Genomic DNA, 26,368 nt, shown 5'->3' on the forward strand with positions numbered 1-26,368 from the left:
TGGTTCAACCCTCGTCCTCGGTGTCGCCGTCGCCCAGCGGGTCCGGTATCTGCTCGCCGGGCAGCCCGGCCTGGCCGCGCATCTGCCCGAGCAGGCCCAGCACCAGGTTCTGCATGTCGCTGGGGAGGCCGAAGCTGCGCAGCGCGATCGACTTCACGCCCTCGTCGCGGAGCGCCAGGGCCAGCAGCTGGACCTCGTTCTCCACCTGCCGCGCCGCGGCCGGGTCCAGCTCACCCAGCAGCCAGCCGACCGGGACCCCGAAGAACAGGGCGACCGCCCGCTTGGTCTCGTCGCTGGGCGCGGTGCGCTGCCCCTTGCGCAGCTGGGAGAGGTACTGCTCGGTGAGCGACACACTGCCGTACTTCTCCGGATTGCCCTTGATCACGCGGACCACATGGGCGTTGCTGTACGGGCCGGACAGCGGGTGGATGGTCCCGAAGAGCCAGTTGAGGCGATCGGCGAACTCCGACCCCGGGCCTGGGGGCCGATCGCCCAGGTCGGGCTGGGAATTCTGACCCGGTGTCATACACGGCCCCCATCAAGCGAATGATCCCTGCACGCACCTTAGAGGCCGACGCCGCAGGACCGCCAGCGGGCCGGTGGTTCTCAACCCGCAGTTGACGGCCTTCACCACAGTAGAAGAATCAACTATCCACTTCTCCGCAACTATTCGTACGAAAGAGCGAAATTCCCTCAACCAGTGGTTGACATGCTCCGGCTGGCAGACCAGGATCGGATGCTGTCGCCGCCGCGGCCTGCTTGTTGCCCAACTCCCTTGTTCGCAACCGATTCTGACCGCTCATAACCGATCCGAACCGCTTCGCAGCACTGGCGGACCATGGCCCGCAAGGGTCTCCAGCGACATTCGCCAAGGCTGCGGGCATCGCCGCCGACCCAGCATGTGCCGGACACTCTCAGCCGAGCAGATCCAGGCCGACCTGCCAGAGGCGGCTGGCCGCGGCCGGGTCGAGGGCATGGTCGGCAACCCCGTTGCGGATGCCCGGGGTGTGGCGGCGGGCCTCGGCGCAGTCCTCGAAGTAGCGGCCGGTGACACCGTCCAGCAGCGGCGACGCGGCGACCAGGACCGAGGTGGCCGCGCCCTGCTCGGGCGTCTTGAAGGTGTAACCGCGGGTGGCGATCGCGGCGGCGAGCTCGGCGCTGTCGTAGTGCCGGGTGAGGTTGGTCAGGATCGCGCCGGGGTGCAGCGCGTTGACGGTGATGCCGTCGTCGGCCCAGCGCCGGGCGGCCTCGACCGCGAACAGCACCACAGCCGTCTTGGACTGCCCGTAGGCCACCGCGGGGTCGTAGGGACGCCGCTGGAAGTGCAGGTCGTCGAAGTCGACCGGGGCGTCCAGGTGTGCGACCGAGCTGACCGCGGCCACCCGCGCGCCGCCGGCCGCCGCGAGCGCGGGGTGCAGTGCGGTGGTCAGCGCGAAGTGGCCCAGGTGGTTGGTGGCGAACTGCAGCTCCCAGCCCTGCGGGGTGCGCAGCTCGGGCGTGGCCATCACCCCCGCGTTGTTGACCAGCAGATGCAGCGGCCCCTCCCAGCCGGCGCCGAACGAGGCGACCGAGGCCAGGTCGGAGAGGTCCAGCGGGGCGACCCGCAGCCGGGCCCCGGGGTGGGTCCCGGTGATCTCCTTGGCGACCCGCTGCCCGGCCTCGGTGTCGCGGACGGCGAGGGTCACCTCCGCGCCGGCGGCGGCGAGGGCCCGGGCGGTCTCGATGCCGATGCCGGAACTGGCGCCGGTGACGACGGCCCGGCGGCCGGTGAGGTCGAGGCCGGCCGCGACCTCGGCGGCGGTGGAGGCGGCGTCGAAGGGGGTGCTGAGGGGTGCGGATCCGGTCATGGTGCTGTCCCGTCTGTGCGGTGCGGTGCTGTGCGGTTCTGTCTCGCGGTTCTGTCTCCACGGAACACCGGCGCGGAGCCCGGCACCAGTGACGCCCGGACCGGGGGTCCGGCAGAACCCCTCTGCGGCACTGTCCCGGGGCCGGGCCCGACCTATGGTGGAGGGCATGGACCAGCGTTCCACCGGCGCCACCGGCGCAGCCGAGGACAGCAACGAGTTGCGGGACTACCTGCGCTCCCGCCGGGCCAGGATCACCCCGGCCGAGGCCGGTCTGCCGCAGACCGGTGCCCGCCGGGTGCCCGGCCTGCGGCGGGAGGAGGTCGCCATGCTCGCCGGGGTGAGCGTGGACTACTACGTCCGGCTGGAGCGCGGGCGCAACCTCAATGTCTCCGAGGCGGTCCTGGACGCGGTCGCCCGGGCCCTGCGGCTCAATGCCGTCGAGCGCGACCACCTGTTCACCCTGGCCCGGCCGACCCGGGCCCGGCGGCGTCCGGCCCCGCCGCAGCGGGTCAGGACCGGGCTGCTCCGGGTGGTGGAGCAGTGGACCGAGTCCCCCGCGATACTGATCGGGCACCGCAACGACGTGCTGGCGTGCAACCGGCTGGCCCGGGTGTTCTACACCGACTTCGACGCGCTGCCCCGGCACGAGCGCAATATGACCCGCTACCTGTTCCTGGACGAGTCCGCCCGCGAGCTCTACACCGACTGGGAGTCCGCGGCCCGCGGCAGCGTGGCCGGTCTCCACCTCTACGCCGGACGGCACCAGGACGACCCGCGGCTGGCCGAGCTGGTCGGCGAACTGTCGGTCCGCGACCGGGACTTCCGCCGATGGTGGGCGGATCACGACGTGCTCAGGCGGAGCCACGGCAGCAAGAGCTACCACCATCCGGTGGCCGGCGACCTCACCCTGGAGTACGAGGTCTTCAACCCCACCGGCGACCCCGACCTGACCCTCGGCCTCTACACCGTCGAGCCGGGCTCGCCCTCGCAGCAGGCCCTGCGGCTGCTGGCCGACTGGACCGCCGAGCCGGCGCCGCCCCGCAGGCCCGCCGCCGCTTCCGCACCGGCCGCCGCACCGGCCTCCACGTCCGTCGAGCTACCCGAGTAGCCGTACTCATGCGGCGGGCCGCCCGGGCCCGCCAGGATGGGCGCATGCTCAGCGACATAGCCCGCCGCGTCCTGCCCGCCCTGGGCCGTCTGGACGTCACCGCCGACGGCAGCACCGGCCCCGCGCCCGGCAGCATCGTCGCGGCCAACCACAGCTCCCTGATCGACCCCGGTGTGGTGCTGGCCGCCCTGGCCCGCCGGGGCGTCCGCCGTCCGGTGGTGCTGGCCGCGGCCGGCCTCTGGCGGATCCCGCTGCTGGGCGGACGGCTGCGCGCCGAGGGCCACATCCCGGTGCACCGCGGCGACCGCAGGGCGGCCGAGGCGCTGGACCGGGCCGCCGAGGCGATCGCGGCCGGGCGCATCGTGGTGATCTACCCGGAGGGACGGCTGCCGAAGCGGCTCGACTCGGGCGACCGCGACCCGGAGAAGTTCCGGTCCGGGGTGGCCCGGCTCGCGCTGGCCACCGGTGCCCCGGTGGTCCCGCTGGGACAGGCCGGGGCCCGCCGGATCACCTCGGGCAGCCGGGCCAAGCAGCTCGCCGGGCTGTTCACCGCCCCGCTGCGGCGGCCCCGGCTGCATGTGCACCTGGGCGAGCCGGTCCAGCTGACCGGCTCCCTGGCCGAGGCCACCGCCCAGGCGCACGCGGCCGTCGCCGCCGCCCGTCGCACCGCCGCGGCGGGCGCCGAGGGCGGCGGGCGCCTTCCGGTGCTCCAGGCCTGACCGGCTGCTCCGCGCCTGACCGGCCGCCCCGGGCCTAACCGACGTCGATCGCGGTGACCGACGGAGCGCCGGTGGGCGCGGTGTCCTGGTCGTAGCCGGCCGAGGCGAGCGCACGGCGGGCGACGGCGAGCGCCTCGCCCTCGGCCGCGCCGCGGTCCTGGGCCTGGACCTCCAGCCGGAGCACGAACCTGGCCCCGTCCTGGTCCAGGGTGAGCAGGTCGAGGTCGTCGGGCACCGAGCCCACCTGGTCGGGGTCGACGCCCTGCAGCGCGGTCAGCAGCCTGCCCTTGGCGTCCGGCTGCAGCGGGCGCAGGAAGGTGCCCGGGATGGTCAGCACGTATTTGCTCATACCGGACCACCTGCCCCGGCTCCGGAGCCGGAACCGCCCTCACCGGCGCCCGGCAGCTGCTCGATCGCGTCCACCCGGTCGGGGTAGAAGGCGACATGGTCCTTGATCTCGGCGACGGCCGGGTACGGGGACTCGTACACCCACACCGCGTCCACCGAGCGCTCACCGCCGGCCGGGACGCTGTAGTAGTTGGCCTCGCCCTTGAACGGGCAGTAGCTGGTCGTCCCGCTGCGGACCAGCAGCGAGCGGTCCACGTCCGCGAGCGGCACGTACTGCACCGCCGGGTAGTGCCCCTCGCGCAGGGTCAGCGCCCGCCGGGTGTCGGCGACCACCTGGCCGGCCACGGTGACCCGCACCCGGGCGGCGTTGGGCTCGACGGTGATGGGGTGGCTGGGGCTCGGCTGGAGGACCGGTCGATCGGTGGTCATGGCAGGGGCCTCTCTCTGGTCGGTGAGGACCCTGCCAGTCTGCCACCCCGCCCCGGACCGGGCCGGTCAGCGACGGGCCGGTGGGCGGCACTCCGGAAAGCGACCGCCGGTCAGCCGCGGCCCGGTCAGCCACGCCGCGGTTCCCAGCGGAAGAAGCGGCGGGTCAGCATCACCGCGGCGGCGGCCCAGGCCGCGACGATCAGCAGGCCGGGGGCGACCGACTGCCAGCCGTGCAGCAGGTCGAGCCGGGCCAGCGGGGCGCCGCCCCAGGTCTCATGGCCGAAGTCGCGGCCGAACCAGGCCGTGCGCAGGGTCTGGATCACCGGGGCCAGCGGCAGGCTGTGGGCGGGGGCGCGCAGCCAGGACGGCAGTGACTGCAACGGGGTGAACACCCCGGCGCCGAACATGCAGAGCAGCAGGACCGGGGTCGCCACCAGCGGTGATGTCTCGGCGCTGGGGGTGAACCCGGCCAGCGCGAAGGCGAGCCCGGCGAAGACCAGGTAGCCGCCGGTCAGCGCGAGCAGCAGCAGCAGCGGGTCGGCCGGCAGCGGCGCGCCGAACCAGCCGACCGAGACCGCCCCCAGCACCAGCACCTGGAGCAGCAGCACCACGCCGCCCACGGCCAGCTGCCCGGCGAAGATGGCGCTCGGCGGGACCTCGGTGCCGCGCAGCCGCTTCAGCACCAGCTCGTCGCGGCGGGCGACGACCGCGTTGAGCAGGTTGACGAAGGAGGTGACCATGGCCAGGCCGATGAAGCCCACGGTGGTGTAGCCGGCCGCGTCCACCCCGCCGATCTGCTTGTCCCGCAGCGGCGCGGCGACCACCAGGTTCAGCAGCACCGGCAGCAGGAAGCCGACGAAGGTGGACCGGCGGTTGCGCCAGAACACCCGCCAGGAGAGCAGGAACTGGCCCCGGGTGTAGTGCGTCCAGTTCATCGGTGGCTCGCCTTCTCGTGGGCCAGTTCCAGGAAGACGTCCTCGAGGGACGCGCTGCGCACCTCGATGCCGTCGAGTTCGACGCCGAGGTCGGCGGCCCAGCGGTGCAGCGCGGCGAGCGCAGGGGCGGTCCGCTCGACCGCGTAGGCGGCCGTCTGATGGCCCGGGGCGCCGTCGAACACCGGTCGTCCGTCCGGGAGTTCGGGCAGGTCGGCGGGGTGCAGCCGGTGCGGGACCGGGAAGCTGATCCGGCTCCCCCGGCCGGAGAGCACCTCGGCGACGGTGCCGGTGGCGGCGATCCGACCTTCGGTCATGATGGCGACCCGGTCCGCGAGTTGCTGGGCCTCCTCCAGGTAGTGGGTGGTCAGCACGACCGTGGTGCCGGCCGCCCGCAGCTCCTTGACCAGCCGCCAGGTGTTGCGCCGGGCCTCCGGGTCCATCCCGGTGGTGGGCTCGTCCAGGAACAGCAGTTCCGGGCCGTTGAGGACGGCCAGCGCCAGGTCGAGCCGGCGGCGCTCGCCGCCGGAGAGCTGGCCGACCCTGGTCCCGGCCCGGCCGGCCAGGTCCACCTGCTCCAGCACCTCGGCGGTCCGGCGGGCGCCGGTGATGAAGCCGCGCCAGGAGTCCACGGTCTCACGGACCGTCAGTTCGTTGAAGAATCCGCCCTCCTGGAGCATCACCCCGATCCTGCGGCGGACCGCGGGACCGTCCCGGTAGGGGTCGAGGCCGAGCACCCGCACCTGGCCGGAGGTCGGCGCGCGGTAGCCCTCGACCACCTCCAGGGTGGTGGTCTTGCCGGCCCCGTTGGTGCCGAGCAGGGCGAACAGCTCACCGCGGGCGACCGTGAAGCTGACCCCGCGCACCGCCGTGTAGTCGCCGTAGGACTGGTGCAGTTCCTGCACCTCCACGGCGGGCTCCCCATGGTCTTTTCCATGCGTGAAGAGTTTATCCATAAGAGCAGAATGCAGCATTCCGGAGCGGTGCGGCAAGCATATGCAAAATGTCATGGATACACCTGGTGACATTTTTCAGGCTGTTTATCTGACGTCTCCCACTGCTGCTCACATGGGGTGCCGGTGCATATTTATCTCATCGCCGGAAACGGTCCGGGGAAAAAGCGAAGGGAATACAGCCATGGCTGACAACGAGAACATCGTCGAGACCGCCGCCGTCGAGGAGACCGAGCAGTTCGACATCGAGGTCGAGGAGCTGGACTCCGTCTCCGGTGGCCTGAGCGTCAGCTCGCTCGCCAGCGCCGCCTGCCCGGTCTCGTCCTTCAGCTCGCTCTCCAACTGAGCCACCAGCACCACCAGCACCAGCACCTGAAGAAGTAGTGGGGCAGTGCCGCGGTCGAGGACGCCACACCGTTCTCGCCGCGGCACCCCCGCCACTCCTCCTGACAGCACCCGCTTCCAGAGGACAAGGAGAGCCGGGAATGGACAGCCTCCGGCACGAGCTCGCGCGGTTCATCCAGAGCCCGGCCGCGCGTCACGACCCACCCGGGCTCTACCGCAAGCTGCTGGACTCGGCGCCCGTGCTCGACCTGGGCCGGGTCCATGTGGTCTCCGGCTACGAGGAGATCGTCACCGTGCTGATGCACCCCGGCACGATGGTGGACCCCTCGGCGGTCGGCCTCGCCCGCTCCGGCTCCTCGGCGCTCGGCAGTGTGGTGGCCAGAATGCTCCCGCTGCGCGACGGCAGTGACCACTCCCGCCTGAAGCGCCTGGCGACCGCCGCCTTCAGTGCCCGCCGCCTTGACGTGATCAAGCGTCAGATCACGGACACCACCCAGCAGTTGCTTACTCCGCTGCTGGCCTCCGGTTCCTTCGACCTGGTCGCCGACCTCGCCGTCCCGCTGCCCGTGGCCGTCTCCTGCGCGATCCTCGACGTGCCCGAGCAGGACCGCGGCCGGGTGACCGGCTGGGCCGGCCTGGTGGCCCGCTCGCTGCTCGACCCCTTCGCGGACGAGGCGGCGACCGCCGCGCTGGACGCGGAGTTCGCCGAGTTCCGGGACTATGTCGAGGAGTTGTGCGCCCAGCGCGCCGCCCGGCCCGGCGACGACCTGATCAGCCGGCTCACCGTGGCCCGCGCCGAGGGCAGGATCGACTCCGAGGACCTGCTCGCCTTTGTGGTGATGCTCTTCGCCAACGGCCTGGAGACCCTCACCTCGGGGCTCGCGGTCGCCGTGTGGCAGCTGCTCCAGCGGCCCGAACTGCTGGAACTGTGCCGTCTCGACCCGGAGTCGGCGGAGGCCGTGTTCGACGAGAGCCAGCGGCTCGGCAGCCCGGTCCGGGCCAGCGCCCGCGCCGTCACCCGGGACGTCCCGGTCGGCGGCACCGTCCTGCCGGCCGGCTCGGTGGCGCTGCTGCTGTACGCGGCGGCCAACCGCGATCCGCGCCGCTTCCCCGACCCCGACCGCTTCGACTCGGCCCGTGCCGAACGACGTCATCTGGCCTTCGGCCACGGGCCGCACCACTGCCTGGGCGCACCGCTGTCGCTGATGGTCGGCGGGACCGTGCTGCGCACCCTCGCCGCCGCGGGCGCCGAGCGCGAGCTCAGCACCCCGCTCACCGAGGCGACCGCGCCCTGGAGCGAGCAGTTCGTCTTCGGCGGGCTGCGTGAACTCCCGATCCTCAGCCCGCCGCGCGCCCTGGCCGGAGCGGGGGTGCGAGCCGCATGACCACCACCGTGGAACCCGAGCGGACCGCCGCGCCGACTCCCGCACCCACCCCTGCCGCCGCCCCCGGCGCCGTGGAGCCCGGCCTCGACCGGCCGGTCCGGCTGATCGGCGCCCGGCTCTGGCTGGGCTCGATCGCCCTGCTGCTCGCCGTCGCCGCGGGCACCGCCTGGGGTGTGCTCGGCGCACTACCGCACACCCTGACCCTGCCCGGCGTGGTCGCCATGGACCAGGGCGCGGGACCGGCCACCCTTCGACTTTTCGTCACCTCGCCGACCCAGGCAGCACAACTGACGCCTGGTCAGCTTGGTCTGGTGCCGGTGCGAGGTGGGATGGCACAGCTGCGGATTACCTCCGTGGACGCCTACCCCACCCGCGCCGACGCCCTCGACGGCACGCAGACCGTGCCCGGTCTGCCGACCGGTGACACCCCGGTCTGGACCGTCCACGCCGTGCTCGACCTGCCGCCGGGCGCCGCCGACCCGGACCGGACCGATGCGACTCCGGTGCTGGTCAGCGCCTCGATCGACCTCGGCACCCGGCATCCCTACCAGGTGCTGTTCGGTTCGACGGGGGCCGGCCGATGAGCCTGGACACCCGTCCCCGTACCCCGGAGGCCGAACCGGCCGCCGCTCCCCCACCACCGACGAAACCCGCACGCGCCCGCCGTTATCTCCGCACCCCGATCGTCCCGCAGATGGAGGAGCAGGACTGCGGCGCGGCCTGCCTCGCCGTGGTCCTCGGCGCCTTCGGCCGGCGGACCACCCTGCACGAGGCCTCCCGCGCCTGCGGAGTCTCCCGGGACGGTGTCAGCGCCGCCTCGGTGGTGCGGGCGGCCGGACGCTACGGGCTGACCGCCAAGGGCCGCCGAGTGGTCCGCGGCACCGGCCCGCTGCTGGGCCTGGACGCGGTGCCGGTGCCGTCGATGGTGCTGCTCTCCGGGCCGCACTTCGCCGTCTACGAGGGGATCAAGCGCGGCCGGGTGCACGTCAACGACCCCTCGCTCGGCTCCTACAGCGCCACTCCGGCGACCTTCTGGGAGTCCTTCGCCGGTATCGCCGTCGGCTTCGAGCCGGGCCCCGACTTCGAACCGGGCGGGGTGCGGCTGCCGTTCCTGCGCTCGCTGGGCGCCCGGATCCGCCCCTACCTGCCCGCGCTGCTGCTCGGGGTGCTGGCCTCGGTGGTGCTGACCCTGCCGGCCGTCACCGCCTCGTTCCTGCTCCGTGCCTTCCTGACCTCGGTCACCGTGGGCGGGGCGACCTCCTGGGCGCTGCCGCTGGTGCTGGCCACGGCCGGTGCGGCGCTGACCGTGCTGCTGGGCACCTGGCTGCAGCAGTCGGTGGTCAACCGGGTGCTGGAGTCCATGTCGGCCCGCTCCTCGGCGGTGTTCCTGTGGCGGATGCTGCGGCTGCCGGGGTCCTTCTTCCACCGCAGACAGCTCGGCGGCCTGGTCACCCGGGTCCAGATGAACGACGGGCTGGCCGCGCTGCTCTCCTACCGCGCGGCCGGCGCCGCCGCCGCTGCCGCCTCGGCCGCGGTGAACCTGGCCGCGCTGGTCTGGCTCTCCCCCGCGCTCTCCTCGATCCCGGTCACCGTCGCCGTGCTGGACGTGCTCGCGCTGCGGCTGGCGACCAAGCGCCGCGGCGGCATGCTGCACCGGCTGCACTCGGAGCAGTACAAGCGGGACGGGGTGGCCTTCGCCGGAGTCTCCGCCATTGAGACGATCAAGGCGGAGGGCGCCGAGGACTCCTTCTTCCGCTCCTGGTCCGGCTGGCAGGCCCGGGCCATGGACACCGCCCAGACCATGGCCGCCACCGTGCTCACCCCGCTGTCACTGCCCACCGTGCTCAACACCGCGGCCAGCGCGGCCGTGGTGGTCGGCGGCACCTCTCTGCTGATCAGCGGCTCGCTGCCGGTCGGCACCCTGCTGGCCTTCCTGCTGCTGCTGAACGGCTTCCTGCTGCCGGTCACCCAACTGGTGGGCACCGGCTCGGAACTGACCGTGGCCCGGGCCCAGACCGCCCTGCTGGAGGACGTCGAGCACTCCGAGCCCGACCCCTACCTCACCCCGCTTCTCGCTGTTCCCGACGACGCCACCCCGTTGCGCGGTGGTCTGGAACTGCGAGACATCTCCTTCGGCTACGACCCCAACCGCCCGCCGACCCTGTCCGGCATCTCGCTGACGGTGCGTCCGGGCGAGTGGGTCGCGGTGGTCGGCGGCAGCGGCAGCGGAAAGTCCACGCTGGCCCGGCTCGCCGCCGGAGTGCTGCGCCCCTGGTCCGGCGACGTCCTGCTGGACGGACGCCCCCGCGAGGAGGTGCCACGCGCCGTGGTCACCTCTCAGATCGCCTATGTGGAACAGCAGTTGCGGCTGTTCGAGGGCACCTTCCGGGACAACCTGACGCTCTGGAACCCGGCCGCCGACCTGCCCGCCGTGCACCGGGCCCTGGCCGACGCCGAGTGCGCCGCCCTGGTGCGGCAGCGCGGCGGCCTGGACGCCGGAGCGATCGAGGAGGGCGCCCGCAACCTCTCCGGCGGCGAACGGCAGCGGCTGGAACTGGCCAGGGCGCTGGCCCTGGAGCCGGCCCTGCTGGTCCTGGACGAGGCCACCTCCGCGCTGGACGCCAGGACCGAGGCCCTGGTCAATGCCAATCTCCGCAAGCGCGGCAGCAGTTGCCTGGTGCTGGCGCACCGGCTGAGCACGGTGCGGGCCGCGGACCGGGTGGTGGTGCTGGCCGGCGGACGGATCGTGCAGCAGGGCAGCCCGGCCGAACTCGCCCTGGTCGAAGGCCCCTACCGGGCCCTGCTGGAAGAGACCGAGCTGGACGAGACCGAGCTGGACGAGACCGAGGAGGAGTCATGACGGTCACCGCCTACCTCGCGGACACCGCCGCGGCCAACCGTTCGGCGCTGGACGGCTCCCTGGCCGCACTGCAGCTGGGCGGCGCGCCCACCGGCGCCGTGACCGACGACCCGGTACTCGCCGTACTCCGGGCCCTGGCGCCCGCGCTGGGCAAGGACGCCCCGGCCGAGCTGCCGAACCCGGTCCGCAACGCGCGTGATCCGCTCACCGCGGCCCTGCGCCAACTGGGGGTGCGCTGGCGGCAGATCACCCTGCCGGACGACGGCAGCGGGCACGGCGACACCGCCGGAACCACCGGCCCGATGATCGGCTTCACCGCCGACGGCGACCACCCGGTCGCACTACTGCCCGGCCGCCGGCGCCGGAGCGGCAGGGGCGTCCCCGTCCTCTCCCGCCGCGCCTACCTGCTCTACCGCCCGCTCCCCGCCGGCGTCCCCACCCCGGCCTCGCTGCTGCGCTTCGCGCTCGGCGCCCCCGGCGCCCGCCGCGAGCTGCTGGTGCTGGGCTCGGCCGGGCTGCTCTCGGCGGTGCTCGGCCTGGCCGTGCCGCTCAGCACCGGGCTGCTGATGCCCCGTCTGGTCGCCGCCGGGCACCACCCGCTGCGCTGGCTGGCGGTGCTGCTGGCCGCCGTGTCGGTGTCCGCCGGACTGCTGCTGCTGGTCCGCAACACCGCCGCGGTCCGGCTCACCGGCCGGGTCCAGGCGGCGCTGGAGCCGGCCGTCTGGGACCGGCTGCTCTCCCACGACGCCCGGTTCTTCCGCGACTTCAGCACCGGCGACCTGGTGCACCGCGCCAACGCCATCGCCGAGGCCCGGCAGGCGCTGTCCGAGGTGCTGGTGGGCGCGGTGCTCGGCGCCTTCTTCTCGCTCTCCGGGCTGCTGGTGCTGCTCGCGGTGGACCTGCGCCTCGGCGCGCTGCTGCTCGCCGCCGCGCTGCTGGTCACCGCGCTGCTGGCGCTGCTCGGCCGACGCCGGCAGCAGCACGAGTCCCAGGTCTACGCCCTGCACGGGCGGCTGCACGGCACCCTCTACGGCCTGATGCTGGGCATCGACAAGCTGCAGACCGCCGGACGGGAGATCCAGGCGTTCGCCCGCTGGGCCGTCCCCTTCGCCGCGCAGAAGCGCGCCGACACCGCCGCGATGCGGGCCGACGCGGCCTCCACCGCACTGACCACCGCGCTGCAGCCGATCCTGCTGGCGCTGCTGCTGGCCGGGGTCGCCCTGGAGGGCAGCGGCGGCACCGGAACAGGTCAGCTGATGGCGGCCGGGATCGCGGCCGGCCAGGTCGCGCTGGCGCTCGGCCAGGTCACCCATGCCGCCGCCACCGCCTACGGCATCGCCCCGGTGCTGGACCGGCTGCGTCCGATCCTGGCCGAACCGGCCGAGGCCGCCGACACTACCGCCGGACGCGGGCTGCAGGACCCCGGCACCCTGCGCGGCGCGGTGGCCCTGGACGCGGTCTCCTTCCGCTACCCGGGCGCCGCCGCCGCCGCGCTGGACGCGGTCTCGCTGCACGCGGAGCCCGGCGAGCTGGTGGCCGTGGTCGGCCCGTCCGGGGCGGGGAAGTCCACCCTGGTCCGGATCCTGCTCGGGTTCGAGCACCCGCAGAGCGGCAGCGTCCGCTACGACGGCCAGGACCTGGCCGGACTGGATGTGCGGATGGTCCGCCGCCAACTCGGCACGGTGCTGCAGAACGGGCGGCTGCTGCGCGGCAGCCTGCTGGAGAACCTGGCCGGCACCGATCCCGAGGTGACCGAGCAGGACGTCTGGGAGGCCGCCGAACTCGCGGGCATCGCCGAGGAGTTGCGGCAGCTGCCGCTCGGCCTCGGCACCCGGGTCGGCGAGGACGCCCAGGGCTTCTCCGGCGGCCAGGTGCAGCGGATCCTGCTGGCCCGGGCCCTGGTCCGGCGCCCGGCCGTGCTGCTGCTGGACGAGGCCACCTCGGCCCTGGACAACGCCACCCAGCGCCATGTCGCCGACGGCATCGCCGCACTGGACCGCACCCGGCTGGTGGTCGCCCACCGGCTCAGCACCATCCGCCGCGCCGACCGCATCTACGTCCTGGACGGCGGCCGGGTGGCCGCCGAGGGCACCTACGAAGGACTGCTCGACACCGACCCCCTGTTCACCCGCCTCGTCCGACCCCAGGAGCTGTGAGATGACGCTTGACCTAGAGGCTTGGACGCCCGCCGTGGGCGACCGGCCCGCCGACGAGGCGCTGCTGCCCGACCTCTACCGGGGCGACGAGCGGCTGCGCGCGGTGCTCGCCGCCGCGGCCTCCTTCCCCGACCGGGTGGCGGCAGGCTCCCCCGGTTCCTACTTCTCCTCAGAACCCGCCTCCGCCCGTGGCGAGTTGAACGCGGTGCTGCAGACCTGGCTGACCCGGGCGGCCGGCGACCCGGCCAGCGCGGGTGTGCTGCTGGAACACCTCGCCGCCACCGGACGGCCGCTCGGCGACGGACTGCGCAAGGTGGCCCTGCGTGACCGGGACCGGCTGCCGGACTGGGCCCAGGCGCTGGCCTCCTTCCTCCGCGCCCAGCCGGCCGAGCCGAGCCCGGCGACCACGGCCGCCGGCGCGCTCAACGCCTCCTTCCGCAACGCCGCCGGGGTACTGCTCCCGTCGCAGGCCGGCCAGGTGCTCGGGGTCCAGGTCAGCGACCGGGCCAGGGAGGACCTCACCGGCACCCTGGTGGCCCGGCTCGGCGAGGCCTGCCGGCTGTCGTTCTGCTACGAGCTGCAGGCCGCCACCGGCCGCACCGGGGCGATCGACTGGGACAGCAGCGACGGCCTGGACGCCTCTCAGCAGGGCTGGCTGGCCCGGCTGGAGCGGCTGCCCGGACTCGCCTACCTGGTCGGCGTGGTCTGCCGGAACTGGCAGTTCGTTTATGTCGAGCTCTTCGCCCGGCTCGCCGCCGACCGCGAACTGCTGCGCGCCGAGCTCTGGGACGGCGCCGACCCCGGCGCGCTGGACCACGTCCGCGGCGACGCGGGCGACCGCCACGCCGGCGGCCACTCGGTCGCCCTGCTGCACTTCGAGAACGGCCAGGGCGCCGTCTACAAGCCCAAGGACATGCGGCACGGCACCGCGTACATGGAGTTCGTGAACCACCTCAACACCAGTGACCTGCCGCTCGACCTGCCGGTCCGCACCATCCTGCCGCGCAGCGACCACGGCGACGACGGACTCGGCGGCTCGCTGGCCGCCGGCACCGGCAGCGAGTACGGCTGGGAGGAGCTGGTTCCCGCCTCGCCCTGCGCCGACCGGGCCGGGTTCGCCCGCTTCTACCGCCGGCTGGGCATGACCATCCGGCTGGTGCAGCTGCTGGAGGGCCGCGACCTGTGGGCCGACAACCTGCTCGCCTGCGGGGAGCACCCGGTGATCACCGACCTGGAGTGCCTGCTCTACCCCAGGGTGCAGACCCCGCCCGCGCTCCCGGCCGGGCAGCGCGGCCTGCTGGACCTGCTGGAGACCACGGTGGTGCGCACCGCGATGGCCGCGCAGCCCTGGGTCGCGGCCAAGGACCAGCCCGCGCTGGACATCGGCTGCCTGACCCGGGCCGGCGGCTACGACGGCGACCCCGGCGCGCCCACGCTGCCGCTGCCCCCGTACCGGCCGGTGCACGGCACGGAGACCGCCGACCCCTGGCAGTACACCGATGAGGTGGTGGCCGGCTACCGGGAGATGCATCGCTCGCTGCGTTCGCTGCGCAGCGAACTCGCGGCCGAGGACGGCCCGTTGGCCGGGTTCCGGGGCATCTGGGTGCGCTACATCTGGCGCCACACCTGGGACGGCTACAAGATCCTCAACGCCTCCACCAGCCCGCTGGCGCTGACCGACGGCGCCACCAGGGAGACCGTGATCGCCGGGGCGCTGCGCGGCGCGGTGGCCGCCCGGGCCGGCGACCCGGAGCGGGACGACCTGCTGGAGGTGGTCCTCAGCGAGCTGGACTCCTTCCGCGACCTGGACATCCCCTTCTTCCGCTCGCTGACCACCTCCTCGTCCGTGTTCACCGTGGACGGCACGGAGATCCCGGGCCACTTCCAGAACACCGCCTGGCGCCGACTGATGGGCCGGGTCGACGAGTTGGAGGACTTCGACCTGGACGCCCACACCGCCGTGCTCACCGGTTGCGTGGACGCGGCGCTCGGCGGCTCGGAGCAGCCCCCGGTCCCGTCCGGCACCGTGACGGCCGCCGGAACGGCCGCCGGTACCGCCGCCGTGCTGAGCCCCGGCGAACTGCTGGAGCAGGCGGTACGGATCGGCGACCGGATCCTGGTCGACCGGCACCGCACCAGCGGCGGCAGCGGCTGGATCGGCCTCAGCTGGTACCCGCTCACCGGGCTGCGCCAGGTCGAGGTGCTCGGCGGGGTGGACCTGGTCTCCAGCGGGGTCGGGGTGGCGCTGTTCCTGGCCGAGCTGTGGACCGCCACCGGCGAACCGCGCTTCCGGCAGGCCGCCCACGACACCCTGGCCGCGGCCGGGGCCATGGTCGACCCCGGCAGCCCGCATGCCTTCGCCTTCGCCACGGACGGCCGGCTCGCCCTCGGCGCACCGGTCCCCGGCGGCCTGGCCGGCCCCGGCGCGCTGATCCACGCCCTGGCCCGTGGTGGCCAACTGCTGGCCGAGCCAGAATTTCTGACCCTGGCTCAGGCCCTGGTCCCGGGAGCCCTGGCGCTGACCCGGACGACCGGCGGCGGCAAGCGCCCGGCCCCCTTCCAGGACGCCCCGCTCGGCACATCAGGACTGCTGCTCAACCTGCTGCGGCTGCGCCGGGCCACCCCGGTCCCGACTCCCGAGCTGGACACCGCGGTACGCACCCTCGCCGCCCTGGCGGTCGAGCAACTCACGGACAGCGAGGCCAAGTTCATCGGGGCGCAGCGCTTCCTCGACCTGGTCCCGACCGGCGTCGACAGTGTCGCCGCCGCGCTGGCCCGCACCCTGGCCCAGGCCCCCGAACTGGTGGCCGCGCCCGACGTGCTCCGCGGCCTGCTGCGCGAGCACCGCTTCGACGTCTTCACCCGCAGCGGCCGGCTCTCCTGCCTGGAGGCCGCGGTCTCGCTCGGCACCGACGCGGTGCACTCGGGCGACCTCGGCCTGCTGGCCGCGCCGGTCGGCGTCGCCCAGGTGGCCTCGCTCGGCAGCCGGGCCCTGGTCGCCACGGCTGGGGAGGCGCTGTCCGCCGCCGAGGCCGGACTGCTGCACACCGTGCCCGAGGGCCGCCCGGCGCTCGTGCCCGGACCCTTCTACGACGGCCGCGAGGCGGCGGGGGCGCTGGTCGCCGAGCTGTTCGCCCGCCGCGGCGCCGGCGGCAGCTGGTACCGGGACCGGGCCGCCGACGACCGGATCAACCTCAGCGTCCTGGACGGCTCCCCCGCCGTCGGCCTGCTGCTGCTGCGCCTGCTCGACCCCGCCGCCGCCCCGCTCACCACGCTCCGCTGACCCGTACCCGTGCCCGAACCCGCAGAAAGGGGACCCGCCGCCATGACCCGTACCCCGCCGAGCCCGACCGTCGGCTTCAAGCGCCACTTCACCCCCTTCGTGGTCGACGGGGAAGCCGTCTACCTGGTCTCCGAGCGAGGGGTCTCCGCCGTCGCCGGACGCCTCGCGCAGACCCTGGCCCCGCTGCTGGACGGCACCCGCACGGTCGAGCAGATCGGCGCGGAGCTGGCCGGGACGGTCACCGCCGAGCGGGTGGGCGGCGCGGTCGGCCAGCTGGTCAGCGGCGGCTGGGTGACCGCGACCGACCCGGGATCCGACCGGGCCGCGGCGGCCTTCCTGGAGATGGCCGGACTGGACGGCGACACCGCGCTCGCGGCCCTGGCCGCCGCCACCGTCCGGATCGAGACCTTCGGCGCGGTGGACCCCGAGCCGCTGGCCGAGGCCCTGCGCGCGGCCGGGGTGGGCGAGGTGACGCTGCGTCAGCCCTCCGCCGCCGCCGACCTGACCATCGCCCTGGTCGACGACTACCTGCACCCGGGCCTCGCCGCCCGCAACACCGCCGCGCTGGCCGAGGGCCGGCCGTGGCTGATCGCCCGCCCGGTCGGCTCCATCCTCTGGATCGGCCCGGTCTTCGACCCCGATCCGGCGACCCCGGAGGCCGGCTGCTGGGAGTGCCTGTCCCACCGGCTCTCCGCCAACCGGCAGTCGCTCAGCTACCTGCAGCACCGGCTCGGCCAGGACCAGCCGCTCTCCACCGCCGTGGCCGGCCTCGCCGCGACCCGCACCACCGGTGTGCAGCTGGCCGCCGTCGAGGCGGCCAAGTGGCTGGCCGGGGCGCGTCCGGCCGCGCCCGCCGTGTTCACCCTGGACACCGTCGGCCTGGAGGCCGAGCGGCATCTGCTGGTCCGCCGCCCGCAGTGCCCGGCCTGCGGTGACGACACCCTGATGGAGCGGCGGCAGCTGGAGCCGGTCCGGTTCGAGGCCGTGGCCAAGGTGTTCACCGGCGACGGCGGCCACCGCTCCACCTCCCCCGAGGACATGCTGGACACCTACCGTCCGCAACTCAGCCCGGTGACCGGGGTGGTCACCACCCTGGTCCCGGCCCAGAACACCCCGGACGGCCTGCGCGTGTACATCGCCGGGCAGAACCTGGCCCGCCAGGTGGGCGACCTGCGCCAGCTGCGGACCGGGCTGCGCTCGGTCAGCTGCGGCAAGGGCCGCACCGATGTGCAGGCCAGGGCGAGCGCCATGGGTGAGGCCATGGAGCGCTACTCCGGGGTGTTCCAGGGCGATGAGGCCCGGTGCACCGCCGCGTACGACGAGTTGGGCGACGCGGCGGTGCACCCGGCCACCAGCCTGCTGTTCAGCGAACGCCAGTTCGCCGAACGGGACCGCTGGAACGCCAAGAGGTCCATGTTCAACACCGTGCCCGAGCGCTTCCGCGAGGACGCCAGGATCGAGTGGTCCCCGGCCTGGTCGCTGACCCAGCAGCGGACCCGCTGGCTGCCGACCATGAACCTCTACTACGGCTACCGCCACAACGGGCCCTTCTTCGCCATGGGCGACTCCAACGGCTCCGCCGCCGGGACCTCCTTCGAGGACGCCGCGCTGCAGGGCTTCCTGGAACTGGTGGAGCGCGATGCCGTGGCGCTCTGGTGGTACAACCGGGCGCAGCGTCCGGCGGTGGACCTCGACGCCTTCGGCGACCCCTACATCGACCGGATGCGCGGCGTCTACGCCGGGCTGAACCGGGAGATGTGGGCCCTGGACCTCACCTCCGACCTGGGTATCCCGGTGGTCGGAGCGTTCTCCCGGCGGACCGACAAGCCGGCCGAGGACGTGCTGATCGCCTTCGGCGCCCACCTGGACCCGCATATCGCGCTGACCCGGGCGCTGACCGAGATGAACCAGTTCCTCGCCCCGGTGGCCGGGCAGGGACCGCACGGCGAGGTCACCTACGCCGGCGCCGACCACGAGCAGAAGGCCTGGTGGACCACGGCCACCGTGGCCAACCAGCCCTACCTGCTGCCCGATCGCGCCGCCCCCGCCGCCGGCCCGTCCCGCTGGCCCTCGCTGGCCGGGGCCGACCTCGGCGCGGACCTCGCGCTGGCCCAGCGGCTGGTCGAGCAGCAGGGCATGGAAATGCTGGTGCTCGACCAGACCCGCCCCGACGTGGGCCTGCCCGTCGCCAAGGTGATCGTCCCCGGCATGCGCCACTTCTGGGCCCGGTTCGCCCCCGGTCGGCTGTACGACGTCCCGGTGAAGCTCGGCTGGCAGGACGCGCCGACGCCCGAGGCGGACCTCAACCCGATCTCCATCTTCATCTGAGCCCGTCACCACCCGTACACCCGCTGTGACCCGAGAGGTGCGCCATGACCGTGACCCAGGACCTGTTCCCCTCCCTCGACGCGAACGCCCCCCCGCTGCGCCGCCTGCTCCGGCTCCGCCCCGACGTCCTGGTCGCCGCCGACGGTGACGACGTCGAGCTCACCCACCCCTGGGGCCGGCAGCGGGTGCACGCCCTCGGCGCGGCGACGGTGGCCCGGCTCGCCCTGCTCTCCGAGCAGGACACCGACGCCGACCAGCTCACCGAAGGCCCGGACGCAGGCCGGCTGCTCCGGCTGCTGGAGCGCTTCCCGTTCCTGGTGACCACCGTGCTCGCCGACCGGGACGGGGACGCGCTGGCCACCGCGGTCCCGATCGCCCGCTCCGCCACCCTGCCGGCCGACGCGCCGCCGGACGTCCCGGCGCACACGCCGGTGGTGCTGTCCCGGTTCGCCTACCTGCGCCGGCTGCCGGAGCAGAACACCGGCGCCTGCGTGGTCGAATCCCCGCTCGCCTCCTACCGGGTGACCCTCCATCAGCCCTCGGCCGGGGCCTTCGTCGCGGCGCTGACCTCGCTGCGGACGGTGGCTCAGGCGGCGGCCGTGGCCGGGCTTCCGGTGGCGGCCGGGGAGGCGCTGGCCGGGCTGCTGGCCGGCACCGGTTTCCTGGAGACCGCCGCCGGGGCCGACCAGGCGACGGATCCCGCGCTCTGGGACTTCCACGACCTGCTGTTCCACTCCCGCAGCCGGGCCGGCCGGCACGACTACCCCAGCGGCGGCATCTTCGCCCACCCGGACCAGCCGCAGCTGCCGGCCGTGCCGGGGGCGGGCCCGCGCGAGGACGGCCCCGGCGTGGACCTGCCGGTGCCGGACTGGGCCCAGGTGGTGTACCGCGACCCCTCGTTCAGCGAGGTGCTGGAGGGCCGCCGCTCGGTCCGTTCCTACGGCGACCAGCCGGTGACGGTGGATCAGCTCGGCGAGCTGCTCTACCGCGCGGCCCGGGTCCGCCGGGTGATCCCGGGCGACCCGGAGTCGCCGACCGCGTACGACATCGTGGACCGGCCCTATCCGGCCGGGGGCTCCACCGGCGAGCTGGAGGTCTACCTCTCGGTCGCGGACTGCGAGGGCCTGGAGCCCGGCGTCTACCGCTACGACGCGGCAGCGCACCGCCTGCAGCCGCGCCACTGGAGTGGCGCGGCTGATGAGGCGGCGTTCCGGGAACTGCTGACGGCGGCCTGGCGGGCGACCAACTGCACGGTGGAACCGCAGGTGCTGATCACGGTGACCTCCCGGTTCGGGAGGCTGTCCTGGAAGTACAGCCAGATCGCCTACGCGCTGACACTGAAGCACGTCGGAGTGCTCTACCAGACGCTCTACCTGGTGGCGACGGCCATGGGGCTGGGTCCGTGCGGGCTGGGCTCCGGCGACACCGACGCGGCGGCACGGGCCCTCGGCCTGGACTGGACCTCGGAGTCCTCGGTCGGGGAGTTCCTGATCGGCAGCCGTCCGGACGGTCCGGCGGCGGTCGGGCGCGGGTTCGCGGACGTCGTGGCCGAATCCCGGGAGGCGGTCAACTGACCTGCTCCCAGCTCGGGTTCAGAGCCAGCCGCTCTCCCTGGCGATCCGGATCGCGTCGCAGCGGTTGCGCGCGCCGGTCCTGGCGATGACCGAGGAGACGTAGTTGCGGACGGTGCCCTGGGACAGCGAGAGGTCCCTGGCCACTTCTCCGATACTGCTGCCTTCGGCGATCTGCCGCAGCACCGTGAGCTCGCGCGGGGTGGGACCACCCACGCGGGCTCGCACCGCGTCCACCACCAGGGCCGGGTCGTACACCTGGTCGCCCGCGGCCAGGCTGCGGATGGCGCTGAGCAGCCGGGTCGGCGGCAGGTCCTTCAGCAGGACTCCGTCGATGCCGTCGGCCAGGGCCCGCTTCACATCGGCCGGCCGGGCGAAGGCGGTGAGCAGCAGCACGCCGGTGTCCGGGATCTGATCGTGGATCAGGGCGGCGGCCTCCAGGGCCGGCAGTCCCGGAAGATCCAGGTCGAGGACCGCTACGTCCGGTCTCAGCAGCAGCGCCTCGCGCAGGGCGTCGTCCCCCCAGGCGGCCTCGGCGACCACGCTGAGGTCCTCCTCGCGGTCCAGCAGGGCCCCGAGGGCCGAGCGGAAGAGGTGGTGCCCGTCGGCGAGCAGAATGCTGATGGTGCGGGTGGCCGGCACCGTGGCGGCGGCCGGTCTGTCCCCTCGTGCTGACGCGTGCTCAAGTGCGGTGGTCATCCGGTCTCCTCCAGCGGCGGTGGTCGCGATGTCCGTTGCGGCGGGGACGGTCAGCCCCAGCCCCAGGTGTTCGGGTTGCTGTGGGTGTCGGTCGGGGAGGGCGTGGGCGCCGGGTTGGCCGGAGGGGTGTCACTGCCGTCGGCGACGACGACGGAGGAGGTGCTCGCGTGGCCGGAGGGGGCGGCGGCGATGGTGAGGGTGATGCCACCCAGTGCGGCGGACGAAAGTGCAGCAACCATCACAAAACCGGCGATCTTTCGCATAGCGATGCCCGATCCTCTCGGAAGTCCTTGATTGGCCCTGACTTTTGCGCGGGTTTCCCAGCGACCTCGGCGGGGGCTTCCGGAGGCGGCCCCCGGTGTCTTCCTGCCGACACCATGAGAATGGCGTCCGCGGACAACCGGTGTCAGCATCTCCGGCTGGCACCACCGTGCCCTGGCACTGTGGTGCCAGCCCCGGCCACGGCTGCCACCCCCGGCCGCGCTTCACGAACTGATGCACACGCGGATGACACAAGTTCATCCAAAAGTGTTCGAATAGTGCGCCTCAGCCGCTACGCTGTGCTCCACCGAGTCACTCCCCGCACATCCATCGCGGGTGAATCCAGTCGGCTTCCGCCACTACGGACGGTCTCTGGGAGAGCCTGATGAACAGACCCGGCCAGACGCACAGACCCGCGCACAGACCTGCGTGCGGACCCGGCCACGGGATACCCCCCAGGTGAGCGCTTCGGAACCCTTCGGCCTCGACGCGCTCTCCGAGTCCGTCTACCGCATCCTGCTGCTGCACCCCGAGGACGACCCGGCCCAGCTGGCCGAAAGGCTGGAGCGCGAGGAGTCCGAGGTCACCACCGCACTCGAGCAGCTCGCCGACCTGGCCCTGGCCCGCCCGCCCGGGGCCGGCGGACGCTGGCGGGCCGTCAATCCGGAACTCGGCCTGGCCGCGCTGTTGGCCCGGCAGGAGTCCGAGGCACTGCGCAGACAGCGCGAGATGGAACGCAGCAGAGGCGCCCTGACCGGCCTGATCGCCGAGTACGCCTCACTGCGCCGGCAGAGCCCGGAGTCCGGGGTGGAGGTCATCTCCAACCTCGTCGAAGTACGGGACCGGCTTGAGCAGTTGGCCACCGACGCGGCCGGCGAGGTGCTCTCCTTCGCCCCCGGCGGCCCGCAGCCGGCCCAGGTGATGGAGGCCAGCCGGGCGCTGGACCAGCAGACCCTGGAGCGCGGGGTGCGGATGCGCACCGTCTACCTGGACAGCGTCCGCAACGACCCCGCCACGGTCCGCTACGCCCAGTGGCTGAACGAGCTGGGCGGCACCGTCCGTACCGTCCCGGCACTGCCGTTACGCCTGATCATCGCGGACGGCGCCACCGCGGTCGTGCCGCTGGATCCGGAGGACCCGCGCAAGGGCGCCGTGCTGCTGCACAGCCCGGGGGTGATCGCCGCGCTCAGGGCCCTGTTCGAGCAGGTCTGGGAGCAGGCCAAACCGCTCGGCGAGGCTCCGCAGCGGGACTCGCGCGGCCTCTCCGACCAGGAACGGCAGCTGCTCCGGCTGCTCGCCGACGGCCTCACCGACGAGCGGGCGGCGCAGCGGCTCGGCGTCTCGCTGCGGACGATCCGCCGGATGATGTCCGACCTGATGACCCGGATGGACTCGCGCAGCAGGTTCCAGGCCGGCATCAAGGTCGCCGACCTCGGCTGGCTGGACAACCCGGCCGACGCCGTGCACTGACCCGCTGATCCGCGCCGACGGCCGGGCGGCTACTCTGCGCGGATGCGGCGGATCCTCGTGGCCGGTATCACCGGGGCCGGCAAGTCCACCCTCGCCCGGACCCTGGGCGAGCGGTTCGGGCTGCCCTTCCACGAGATGGACGCGCTGCACTTCACCGGCCCCGGCTGGGCGGTGAACCCCGAGTTCGGGGCCGAGGTCGCCCGGATCGCGGCAGGACCGGCCTGGATCTTCGACTCCTTCGGCTACCCGGAGGTCCGCGACCTGCTCTGGGAGCAGGCCGACACCGTGCTGTGGCTGGACTACCCCAAGCGCGTGGTGCTGCCCCGGGTGCTGCGGCGCTCGCTGCGCCGCACCCTGCTGCGGGAGCGGGTCTTCGGCGGCAACCGGGAGAAGCTGACGGAGTGGTTCAGCCCGGACCACCCGGTCCGCTGGGCCTGGTCCCAGCACGCGACCCGCCGGGCGGACATCGGCCGACGCGTGCACGACCCGCGCTTCGCCCCGCTACAGGTGATCCGCTTCGCCACCCCGGCCGAGACCGCCGCCTGGCTGGCCGGCGGCGCGGGCCAGCAGCCCTGAGAGCAGCACCTCCAGGGTCTGCCGCAGCGCGGCGGTGAAGTCCAGCCGCATGGCCGCCAGCGTCGGATCCGTCTCGTAGACGGCCAGCATGGCGGGGGTCGGGTGCGAGTGCGTCCACACCGCGCCGGTAACCATGATGGTGACCGCGGCGAAGCGCATCGCGTCGCCCTCGCCCAACTCCGGTACGTAGGAACCGATCAGCCGGCCCAGGGTCTCGGCGTTGCCGATCGCCGCGCGCTTGTACTCGGCGGCGACGGCGGGTGACACATTGCGTTCCAGCACCGCGGCCTGCGCGCTGACCAGGTCGCACAGCACCGGACGGGCCGTCAGCGTGGCCGCGAGCGCGGCGACCAGCCGGTCGCCGCGGTAGCCCGTACCGGCGTCGGCGACCGCGGCGGCGAAGGCCGGGTCCAGCTGCTCCAGCCACTCCCGCGAGGCGACGTCCAGCAGTTCGAGCAGCACCGCCTCGCGGGACTCGAAGTAGCGCAGCACATTCGACTTCGCCAGCCCGACCCGCCGGCTCAGCTCATTGAGGCTCACCTGGGCCACCGGCATCTCGACCAGCATCGCCGCCGCGGTGTCCAGGATCGCCTGTCGGCGCACGGCGCGCTGCTCGTCGCTACGGGCGCGCTGGAAGGGCGTGGAGGTCATGCGGACAGTCTACAGACCTTCGGTCTGTTGTTATCGGACCATCGGTCTGCTAACTTTGAATACAACAGACCAGCGGTCCGATATGGCCCGCCCCACCGTCCGAGGAGCCCCCGTGTACACCGTCCCCGACCAGACCGGAAAGTTCGCCGTCGTCACCGGTGCCAACAGCGGCACCGGCAAGGAGGCCGCCCGCCGCCTCGCCGCCGCCGGAGCGCGGGTGGTGCTGGCCGTCCGCACGGTCGCCAAGGGCGAACAGGCCCGCGCCGAGATCCTGGCCCAGCACCCGGACGCCCGGCTCGAGGTGCGCCGGATCGACCTGGCCGACCTGGCCTCGGTCCAGGAGTTCGCCGACGGCCTGATCGCCGGGGGAACACCGCTCGACCTGCTGCTCAACAACGCCGGGGTGATGGCCCCGCCGACCCGGATGACCACGGCCGACGGCTTCGAACTCCAGCTGGGCAGCAACTTCCTCGGCCCGTTCGCGCTGACCGTGCGGCTGCTGCCGCTGCTGCTCGCGGCCAGGTCGCCGCGGGTGGCCACGATGAGCAGCGGGACCGCCAACTACGGCCGGATCCACTTCGACGACCTGCAGTCGGAGCGCCGCCGCTACAGCGCGAACCTCGCCTACGCCCAGTCCAAGCTGGCCGACCTGATGCTCACCCAGCAGCTCGCCGCCGTCGCCGCCGAGCGCGGCTGGGACCTGCTCAGCACCGGCGCGCACCCCGGCTACACCCGCACCAATCTGCAGACCGCGGGTGCGAACCTGGGCCGGGACAAGCCGAAGCGCTCGCTGCTGAACAGCCTCGACTTCCTGCCCTCCCAGGAGGTGGAGCAGGGCGCCGAGCCGCTGCTCCACGCCGCCACCAGCCCCGACGTCACCGCCGCGAGCTACTTCGGCCCGGGCGGACGCTTCGGCCTGGTCGGCCCCACCGCACCGGCCCGGATCACCCGCCGGGCGCTGGACCCGGCCGCCAACAGCCGGCTCTGGGCCGAGGCCGAACGCCTCACCGGCGTCTCCCTCCCCCGCTGAACGCCGGCCGGCTGACGTAGATTGGCCGCACGGCGGCGACCAGACGAGGGAGACCCGGGTGCACCCTGCACTGACCTACGGCGACATCGAGCAGGCCACCGAGCGGATCGCGGGCACCCTCCGCCCCGTGGTCCTGGCCAGGGGCGACGCTCCGACAGCTGACGCACAGCTCTGGCTGGCGCTGGAGTACCTGCAGCACACCGGCTGCTTCAAGGCCAGGGGCGCCTGGAACTTCATCGCCGCCCACCGCAAGGACGGCACCCTGCCGGACGCCGGCGTCACCATCGCCTCCGGCGGCAACGCCGGTCTGGCCTGCGCCTGGGCCGCGCAGCAGGGGCAGGTCCCGGCCCGGGTGTTCCTGCCGGAGAGCGCCCCGCAGGTCAAGGTGCGGCGGCTGCTCGGCTACGGGGCCGAGGTGGTGCTGGTCCCCGGCGAGTACGCCGACGCGGCCGAGGAGTGCCGCCGCTGGGCCGAGGCTTCCGGCGCGCTGCTCTCGCACGCCTACGACGACCCGTACGTGGCAGCCGGGGCCGGGACCCTGGTCGACGAGATCCGCGGCCGGCTGCCCGAGCTGGACACCCTGGTGGTGGCCGTGGGCGGCGGCGGGCTGTTCGCCGGGGTCGCCACCGCCGCCGCCCGGCACGGCCTCCGTACCGTCGGCGTCGAACCGGCCGGCTGCCAGGCCCTGCACGACGCGATCGCCGCAGGCCGTCCGGTGGACGTCACCGTGGACTCGGTCGCGGCCGACTCGCTGGGGGCGCGCCGGGTCACCGCCCTGGCGCTGCACGCGGCCCAGCAGCCCGGCATGTCCTCGGTGCTGGTGGACGACTCCTCGATCGTCGCCGCCCGGCAGTCGCTCTGGGACGGCCACCGCATCGTGGTGGAGCACGGCGCGGCCACCGCGCTGGCCGCGCTGACCTCGGGCGCCTACGTCCCGGCCCCGGGCGAGACGGTGGCCGTGGTGCTCTGCGGGGCCAACACCGACCCCGCCGATCTGGCGGCGGCTCCCGCCGCGGGCGAATATTTGCGACCATAGGTCCCCCCAGGACCCAGGAGGCGGCCGTGACTGCTGCTACCGCTGTTGCCGTTGGCTGCCTCGCGGCCGTCGCCCTGGGAGCGCTGGCCACCGCGCTGCTGTACCGGCGCAGGCTGCGGGCCTGCCGGCGGCGCTGCGAGCGGATGTCCGCCGAGCACCGGCAGCTGTACACGCAGACCCTGGTCGCCCTGGACGCCGCCACGGAGTCGCTGGCGGCGGCCGAGGCGCAGTGGCGGCAGAGCCTGGAGCGGATCCAGCACAGCTACGACGACAACCTGGAACAGCTGCGGGTCAAACAGGCCACCGCGCTGGCCCGACTGCAGATCCGGCTCCCCCAGCCCCGCACACTCCGCCTGCACGGCGACGAACAGCCCTAGAGTG

General features: G+C 73.7%; 24 protein-coding genes. 15 read left to right on the top strand and 9 right to left on the bottom strand.

The window, feature by feature from the left end; genetic code table 11:
• Positions 1-4: 4 nt before the first annotated feature.
• Together ACEZDG_RS03410 and ACEZDG_RS03415 are read right to left on the bottom strand one after the other, a co-directional pair.
• Positions 5-526: a helix-turn-helix domain-containing protein gene (locus ACEZDG_RS03410; protein WP_380502052.1), complete on the bottom strand. Its 522-nt coding sequence runs from the start codon at positions 524-526 to the stop codon at positions 5-7.
• Positions 527-914: 388 nt separating this feature from the next.
• Positions 915-1,847 (bottom strand): SDR family NAD(P)-dependent oxidoreductase, encoded by a 933-nt coding sequence (locus ACEZDG_RS03415; protein ID WP_380502054.1) that lies wholly within the window; start codon positions 1,845-1,847, stop codon positions 915-917.
• Positions 1,848-2,013: 166 nt separating this feature from the next.
• On the opposite strand from ACEZDG_RS03415, the gene ACEZDG_RS03420 reads away from it, so the two are divergent.
• Together ACEZDG_RS03420 and ACEZDG_RS03425 are read left to right on the top strand one after the other, a co-directional pair.
• Positions 2,014-2,955 carry a helix-turn-helix domain-containing protein gene (locus ACEZDG_RS03420; RefSeq protein ID WP_380502056.1) on the top strand — a complete coding sequence of 314 codons (942 nt, stop codon included), beginning with the start codon at positions 2,014-2,016 and terminating at the stop codon, positions 2,953-2,955.
• 44 nt (positions 2,956-2,999) lie between these two features.
• On the top strand, positions 3,000-3,674 hold the full coding sequence (locus tag ACEZDG_RS03425; RefSeq protein ID WP_380502058.1) for a lysophospholipid acyltransferase family protein: 675 nt from the start codon (positions 3,000-3,002) through the stop codon (positions 3,672-3,674).
• 34 nt (positions 3,675-3,708) lie between these two features.
• On the opposite strand, the gene ACEZDG_RS03430 is transcribed toward ACEZDG_RS03425, so the two are convergent.
• The 4 genes from ACEZDG_RS03430 to ACEZDG_RS03445 form a co-directional block, all read right to left on the bottom strand.
• Complete coding sequence (locus ACEZDG_RS03430; protein ID WP_380502060.1) at positions 3,709-4,023, bottom strand: hypothetical protein; 315 nt, start codon at positions 4,021-4,023, stop codon at positions 3,709-3,711.
• Positions 4,020-4,451, bottom strand: coding sequence for a DUF427 domain-containing protein (locus ACEZDG_RS03435; protein WP_380502062.1), 432 nt, complete (start codon positions 4,449-4,451; stop codon positions 4,020-4,022). Before ACEZDG_RS03435 ends, ACEZDG_RS03430 begins: the two co-directional genes overlap by 4 nt.
• 125 nt (positions 4,452-4,576) lie before the next feature.
• Positions 4,577-5,386 carry an ABC transporter permease gene (locus ACEZDG_RS03440; protein WP_380502064.1) on the bottom strand — a complete coding sequence of 270 codons (810 nt, stop codon included), beginning with the start codon at positions 5,384-5,386 and terminating at the stop codon, positions 4,577-4,579.
• Positions 5,383-6,294, bottom strand: a complete 912-nt coding sequence (locus tag ACEZDG_RS03445) for an ABC transporter ATP-binding protein (protein WP_380502066.1) — start codon at positions 6,292-6,294, stop codon at positions 5,383-5,385. The genes ACEZDG_RS03440 and ACEZDG_RS03445 overlap by 4 nt, the downstream gene beginning before the upstream one ends.
• 226 nt (positions 6,295-6,520) lie before the next feature.
• Between ACEZDG_RS03445 and ACEZDG_RS03450 the strand changes: the two genes are divergently transcribed.
• From ACEZDG_RS03450 to ACEZDG_RS03485, 8 genes are all read left to right on the top strand, one after another.
• Positions 6,521-6,682 (top strand): hypothetical protein, encoded by a 162-nt coding sequence (locus ACEZDG_RS03450; protein WP_380502068.1) that lies wholly within the window; start codon positions 6,521-6,523, stop codon positions 6,680-6,682.
• Positions 6,683-6,821: 139 nt separating this feature from the next.
• Positions 6,822-8,066 carry a cytochrome P450 gene (locus ACEZDG_RS03455; RefSeq protein WP_380502070.1) on the top strand — a complete coding sequence of 415 codons (1,245 nt, stop codon included), beginning with the start codon at positions 6,822-6,824 and terminating at the stop codon, positions 8,064-8,066.
• Complete coding sequence (locus ACEZDG_RS03460) at positions 8,063-8,650, top strand: hypothetical protein (RefSeq protein WP_380502072.1); 588 nt, start codon at positions 8,063-8,065, stop codon at positions 8,648-8,650. The genes ACEZDG_RS03455 and ACEZDG_RS03460 overlap by 4 nt, the downstream gene beginning before the upstream one ends.
• Entirely contained in the window at positions 8,647-10,926 is a 2,280-nt protein-coding gene (locus tag ACEZDG_RS03465; protein WP_380502074.1) for an ATP-binding cassette domain-containing protein, read from the top strand. Before ACEZDG_RS03460 ends, ACEZDG_RS03465 begins: the two co-directional genes overlap by 4 nt.
• The gene (locus ACEZDG_RS03470) at positions 10,923-13,082 is read left to right on the top strand and encodes an ATP-binding cassette domain-containing protein (RefSeq protein ID WP_380502076.1); all 2,160 of its coding nucleotides are present in this window, start codon (positions 10,923-10,925) and stop codon (positions 13,080-13,082) included. The genes ACEZDG_RS03465 and ACEZDG_RS03470 overlap by 4 nt, the downstream gene beginning before the upstream one ends.
• Before the next feature lies 1 nt (position 13,083).
• Complete coding sequence (locus tag ACEZDG_RS03475; RefSeq protein ID WP_380502078.1) at positions 13,084-16,365, top strand: DUF4135 domain-containing protein; 3,282 nt, start codon at positions 13,084-13,086, stop codon at positions 16,363-16,365.
• Positions 16,366-16,407: 42 nt separating this feature from the next.
• Positions 16,408-18,693, top strand: coding sequence for a TOMM precursor leader peptide-binding protein (locus tag ACEZDG_RS03480; protein WP_380502080.1), 2,286 nt, complete (start codon positions 16,408-16,410; stop codon positions 18,691-18,693).
• Positions 18,694-18,737: 44 nt separating this feature from the next.
• Entirely contained in the window at positions 18,738-20,267 is a 1,530-nt protein-coding gene (locus tag ACEZDG_RS03485) for a SagB family peptide dehydrogenase (RefSeq protein ID WP_380502082.1), read from the top strand.
• Between the two features lie 18 nt (positions 20,268-20,285).
• On the opposite strand, the gene ACEZDG_RS03490 is transcribed toward ACEZDG_RS03485, so the two are convergent.
• Positions 20,286-20,963, bottom strand: coding sequence for a response regulator (locus ACEZDG_RS03490; protein WP_380502084.1), 678 nt, complete (start codon positions 20,961-20,963; stop codon positions 20,286-20,288).
• Between the two features lie 50 nt (positions 20,964-21,013).
• Positions 21,014-21,226, bottom strand: a complete 213-nt coding sequence (locus ACEZDG_RS03495; RefSeq protein WP_380502086.1) for a hypothetical protein — start codon at positions 21,224-21,226, stop codon at positions 21,014-21,016.
• Positions 21,227-21,683: 457 nt separating this feature from the next.
• Here ACEZDG_RS03495 and ACEZDG_RS03500 point away from each other — a divergent pair, with 457 nt between their 5' ends.
• Together ACEZDG_RS03500 and ACEZDG_RS03505 are read left to right on the top strand one after the other, a co-directional pair.
• A complete protein-coding gene (locus tag ACEZDG_RS03500) occupies positions 21,684-22,694 on the top strand; it encodes a LuxR C-terminal-related transcriptional regulator (protein ID WP_380502088.1) in 1,011 nt (336 codons plus the stop codon).
• A gap of 42 nt (positions 22,695-22,736) precedes the next feature.
• Positions 22,737-23,270 (top strand): adenylate kinase, encoded by a 534-nt coding sequence (locus tag ACEZDG_RS03505; RefSeq protein WP_380502090.1) that lies wholly within the window; start codon positions 22,737-22,739, stop codon positions 23,268-23,270.
• On the opposite strand, the gene ACEZDG_RS03510 is transcribed toward ACEZDG_RS03505, so the two are convergent.
• Positions 23,196-23,921, bottom strand: a complete 726-nt coding sequence (locus ACEZDG_RS03510) for a TetR/AcrR family transcriptional regulator (protein ID WP_380502092.1) — start codon at positions 23,919-23,921, stop codon at positions 23,196-23,198. The genes ACEZDG_RS03505 and ACEZDG_RS03510 overlap by 75 nt on opposite strands.
• A 112-nt stretch (positions 23,922-24,033) precedes the next feature.
• Here ACEZDG_RS03510 and ACEZDG_RS03515 point away from each other — a divergent pair, with 112 nt between their 5' ends.
• From ACEZDG_RS03515 to ACEZDG_RS03525, 3 genes are read left to right on the top strand one after another with little or no spacing between them, the layout of a single operon-like run.
• A complete protein-coding gene (locus ACEZDG_RS03515; RefSeq protein ID WP_380502094.1) occupies positions 24,034-24,951 on the top strand; it encodes an SDR family oxidoreductase in 918 nt (305 codons plus the stop codon).
• A gap of 58 nt (positions 24,952-25,009) precedes the next feature.
• Complete coding sequence (locus tag ACEZDG_RS03520; protein ID WP_380502096.1) at positions 25,010-25,987, top strand: threonine/serine dehydratase; 978 nt, start codon at positions 25,010-25,012, stop codon at positions 25,985-25,987.
• 26 nt (positions 25,988-26,013) lie between these two features.
• Positions 26,014-26,364 carry a hypothetical protein gene (locus ACEZDG_RS03525; protein WP_380502098.1) on the top strand — a complete coding sequence of 117 codons (351 nt, stop codon included), beginning with the start codon at positions 26,014-26,016 and terminating at the stop codon, positions 26,362-26,364.
• Positions 26,365-26,368: the final 4 nt, after the last annotated feature.

The sequence above is a fragment of the Streptacidiphilus alkalitolerans genome (genome assembly GCF_042511045.1).
Taxonomy (GTDB): domain Bacteria; phylum Actinomycetota; class Actinomycetes; order Streptomycetales; family Streptomycetaceae; genus Streptacidiphilus; species Streptacidiphilus alkalitolerans.

Excerpts from the sequence above, each read along its gene's own strand:
- ACEZDG_RS03410 (WP_380502052.1), bottom strand. The coding sequence starts at position 526 with ATGACACCGGGTCAGAATTCCCAGCCCGACCTGGGCGATCGGCCCCCA.
- ACEZDG_RS03415 (WP_380502054.1), bottom strand. The coding sequence starts at position 1,847 with ATGACCGGATCCGCACCCCTCAGCACCCCCTTCGACGCCGCCTCCACC.
- ACEZDG_RS03420 (WP_380502056.1), top strand. The coding sequence starts at position 2,014 with ATGGACCAGCGTTCCACCGGCGCCACCGGCGCAGCCGAGGACAGCAAC.
- ACEZDG_RS03425 (WP_380502058.1), top strand. The coding sequence starts at position 3,000 with ATGCTCAGCGACATAGCCCGCCGCGTCCTGCCCGCCCTGGGCCGTCTG.
- ACEZDG_RS03430 (WP_380502060.1), bottom strand. The coding sequence starts at position 4,023 with ATGAGCAAATACGTGCTGACCATCCCGGGCACCTTCCTGCGCCCGCTG.
- ACEZDG_RS03435 (WP_380502062.1), bottom strand. The coding sequence starts at position 4,451 with ATGACCACCGATCGACCGGTCCTCCAGCCGAGCCCCAGCCACCCCATC.
- ACEZDG_RS03440 (WP_380502064.1), bottom strand. The coding sequence starts at position 5,386 with ATGAACTGGACGCACTACACCCGGGGCCAGTTCCTGCTCTCCTGGCGG.
- ACEZDG_RS03450 (WP_380502068.1), top strand. The coding sequence starts at position 6,521 with ATGGCTGACAACGAGAACATCGTCGAGACCGCCGCCGTCGAGGAGACC.
- ACEZDG_RS03455 (WP_380502070.1), top strand. The coding sequence starts at position 6,822 with ATGGACAGCCTCCGGCACGAGCTCGCGCGGTTCATCCAGAGCCCGGCC.
- ACEZDG_RS03460 (WP_380502072.1), top strand. The coding sequence starts at position 8,063 with ATGACCACCACCGTGGAACCCGAGCGGACCGCCGCGCCGACTCCCGCA.
- ACEZDG_RS03465 (WP_380502074.1), top strand. The coding sequence starts at position 8,647 with ATGAGCCTGGACACCCGTCCCCGTACCCCGGAGGCCGAACCGGCCGCC.
- ACEZDG_RS03470 (WP_380502076.1), top strand. The coding sequence starts at position 10,923 with ATGACGGTCACCGCCTACCTCGCGGACACCGCCGCGGCCAACCGTTCG.
- ACEZDG_RS03475 (WP_380502078.1), top strand. The coding sequence starts at position 13,084 with ATGACGCTTGACCTAGAGGCTTGGACGCCCGCCGTGGGCGACCGGCCC.
- ACEZDG_RS03480 (WP_380502080.1), top strand. The coding sequence starts at position 16,408 with ATGACCCGTACCCCGCCGAGCCCGACCGTCGGCTTCAAGCGCCACTTC.
- ACEZDG_RS03485 (WP_380502082.1), top strand. The coding sequence starts at position 18,738 with ATGACCGTGACCCAGGACCTGTTCCCCTCCCTCGACGCGAACGCCCCC.
- ACEZDG_RS03490 (WP_380502084.1), bottom strand. The coding sequence starts at position 20,963 with ATGACCACCGCACTTGAGCACGCGTCAGCACGAGGGGACAGACCGGCC.
- ACEZDG_RS03495 (WP_380502086.1), bottom strand. The coding sequence starts at position 21,226 with ATGCGAAAGATCGCCGGTTTTGTGATGGTTGCTGCACTTTCGTCCGCC.
- ACEZDG_RS03505 (WP_380502090.1), top strand. The coding sequence starts at position 22,737 with ATGCGGCGGATCCTCGTGGCCGGTATCACCGGGGCCGGCAAGTCCACC.
- ACEZDG_RS03510 (WP_380502092.1), bottom strand. The coding sequence starts at position 23,921 with ATGACCTCCACGCCCTTCCAGCGCGCCCGTAGCGACGAGCAGCGCGCC.